The sequence below is a fragment of the Cognatilysobacter lacus genome (assembly GCF_008274655.1).
Classification (GTDB): Bacteria; Pseudomonadota; Gammaproteobacteria; order Xanthomonadales; family Xanthomonadaceae; genus Cognatilysobacter; species Cognatilysobacter lacus.
In genome coordinates, this window is record NZ_VTRV01000227.1 from 1 (window position 1) to 2,681 (window position 2,681).

3 protein-coding genes are annotated in these 2,681 nt (G+C 61.5%); all 3 read left to right on the forward strand.

What is annotated here, in order from left to right:
• Nucleotides 1–693 precede the first annotated feature (693 nt).
• The 3 genes from FW784_RS13480 (at nt 694) to FW784_RS13490 (ending at nt 1,888) form a co-directional block, all read left to right on the forward strand.
• Nucleotides 694–945 (forward strand): YdeI/OmpD-associated family protein, encoded by a 252-nt coding sequence (locus tag FW784_RS13480; protein ID WP_149353841.1) that lies wholly within the window; start codon nt 694–696, stop codon nt 943–945.
• Between the two features lie 105 nt (nt 946–1,050).
• Nucleotides 1,051–1,581: an AbiV family abortive infection protein gene (locus FW784_RS13485; protein WP_149353842.1), complete on the forward strand. Its 531-nt coding sequence runs from the start codon at nt 1,051–1,053 to the stop codon at nt 1,579–1,581.
• Nucleotides 1,582–1,645: 64 nt separating this feature from the next.
• On the forward strand, nt 1,646–1,888 hold the full coding sequence (locus tag FW784_RS13490; RefSeq protein ID WP_149353843.1) for a hypothetical protein: 243 nt from the start codon (nt 1,646–1,648) through the stop codon (nt 1,886–1,888).
• The last annotated feature ends 793 nt before the right edge of the window (nt 1,889–2,681 follow it).

Sequence of the window (2,681 nt, forward strand, 5' to 3'; positions counted from 1 at the left end):
CTAACAATTCGTCCAAGCCGACGCCGCTTCGCGGCGCGGCTTAACTCAGGTGTTAGGCCCCGTAATGCGGGTTCAGTGCGTCGTGCGCAGGTTGCGATAGCAACGCACGTCGTGGTTCCAACCCTCCCCTTCGGTCGCGGCCCCTGGCTTGCGTCAGCGTTCCGGCCAAACCGTGTATCGCCTTCGGGCGGCCGCTCCGTCCAGGTTCGCTCGCGCCGGTAAGCTCTTCCCGTCGTAACATGCGGGCAACCGGCGGGTTCCGCTCGTGCAGTTCCACGCCGGGCCGGGGCCTAACAATTCGTCCAAGCCGACGCCGCTTCGCGGCGCGGCTTAACTCAGGTGTTAGGCCCCGGGATCGAGAGTTCAGTGCGTCGTGCGCAGGTTGAAGTTCTGAAGCGCCGTGCAGTTCCGGTCCGGCCCTCGTTGTCGCCTCGAAGCGCCTGCCGGCTCAGTCTCGCCTTCGGCAGTTCGCCCGACCCCGCCCGGCACGCTTAGTGTCCGGCTCAACGCTTCGGGTGGCAGGACCTCTCGGCTGTGCTGGCCGGCGCGGTCTCACCTGCCGTAGCATCCGCCGCAAGTGTTGGCTCTTCGTCGTGCGGTTTCTCGCCAGGGCCGGGGCCTAACAATTCGTCCAAGCCGACGCCGCTTCGCGGCGCGGCTTAACTCAGGTGTTAGGCCCCAATGGCCAGATCCATGAACGCCGAAAAGCTTGCTGGCGGCACCGTTCACGAACTGCCGGACGATTTCCGCGCTGCTTTGGACAGCGATCCTGCTGTGGCTAGCGTCTGGGCCGACATCAGCCCACTCGCCCGAAACGAATGGATCTGTTGGGTCACCTCACCGAAACAGGCCGCCACGCGCCAACGCCGCATCGCCGTCGGGCTGGATAAGATGCGCAGCGGCATGCGGCGGCCGTGCTGCTGGCCCGGCTGTCCGCACCGCTGAGCCGTCGAGAATGTCGCTGGTGGTCCCGTTCGCGTGGTTGGGGCCTAACAATTCGTCCAAGCCGACGCCGCTTCGCGGCGCGGCTTAACTCAGGTGTTAGCCGTCATGGAAGCAATGTCGGTCTCCGACCTTCACGGTCTGCGTCTCGCCATATTGAGCAATGCCATCGAGCTGACGGACGAGGCAGAGATTCTTGTCGCGCATCAAAGATGGGCTCGCGCGTTCCTTTTGGCCCACTTCGCCATCGAGGAGATGGGCAAGATTCCCATGGTGGTTGGCATCATTGGTCGAATCATGAAAGGCGAGCCAGTCGATTGGCGCAAAACGCGCCGACGGCTCTCAGACCACAAGGCGAAGATAAGCTCGCAAAATATGCACTTCTACATGTTTGGCCTGGATATTGACCTACTGCGAGACTCTGATCTTGAATGGCTGAAAGACGCTGACGGTCGAGTCGGTGATTCATATCAATTCAAGAACGCCGCTACATATGTCGATTCACGCGAAAACTCCCCGAGCACACCCGCCACTGCCATAACTCAGGATATGGCGGAGCATCTGGTTGCATTCGCCGGCCGTTGTGTGCAGTCACACCTTATTTCCGAACGGCTTACGAACCCGGCGTATCCGAAATGACGGCTAACAATTCGTCCAAGCCGACGCCGCTTCGCGGCGCGGCTTAACTCAGGTGTTAGGCCGCATGGAGAGTTCCGAAGCGCTCTACCTAAAAGATCTCGGTTTCTTGCTCAAAGAGCGGGCGCTGGAGGCGCTCGCTGAGGCGCGGCGCGAACGGTCCGACGGCGCAGGCGATTTCCAGTCGGGCCGTTCGGCAGCCTTATATGAGGTCATCTCCCTCATGCTCAGCCAGGCTGAAAACTTTGGCATCCCGCCCGAAGCGTTATCGCTCGGCGGCGTCGATGCAGAACGCGATCTCATCGCATAAGCTGCGGCCTAACAATTCGTCCAAGCCGACGCCGCTTCGCGGCGCGGCTTAACTCAGGTGTTAGGCGCCACGAATGTGACAACACAGCCCTTCAGTTTCCACGACGCAACGCTGCTGTCCGCACGCTTGGATTGGGCCAGTGGCACTTGCTGGCTAGAGTTTCGCGGCTCACCCAGCCACCCGGAGCCGTTTCACCTTCGCTTCGATCATGTGGAAGAGTTGTTTGTGCCGCACAGAACGCCATGGGGACCGTCCGTGTCGGTACTCGAGCTTCGGGAGCCCCAACCGGGTCGCTACGAACTCGAAATGCAGTCGGGGGATACTCTCGTGGTCCTGGCGCCTAACAATTCGTCCAAGCCGACGCCGCTTCGCGGCGCGGCTTAACTCAGGTGTTAGGCGCGTTCTGCTGAACCGTAGTACATGGAGTTCGTATGGCACTGCTCGTCGGCACGGCTCTTGCGGCCTTGCTCCACGTCGCTGCAATCGTCCTTGGGCGTCGCACCTCAAGCCCGTTGGAGCGCACCGCTTTCTTTTCCGGGCTCCTGGGCCTTCTTAGCTTCGCCTGGTTGCTGTACGTCGGACTCGGTAGCTTTTGCATTGCAGGCGCTTGCGGCCATGCTGAGCCCATCGGTCCATATTTGGCGCTCGGTGCTTCCGCCCTTCTGGCGCTTGTTTCGTGCAGCTCGGTTGCGGCGCTTGTGGTCGGTCGGTCACGCGCCTAACAATTCGTCCAAGCCGACGCCGCTTCGCGGCGCGGCTTAACTCAGGTGTTAGGCCCCACACGAGGATTGAT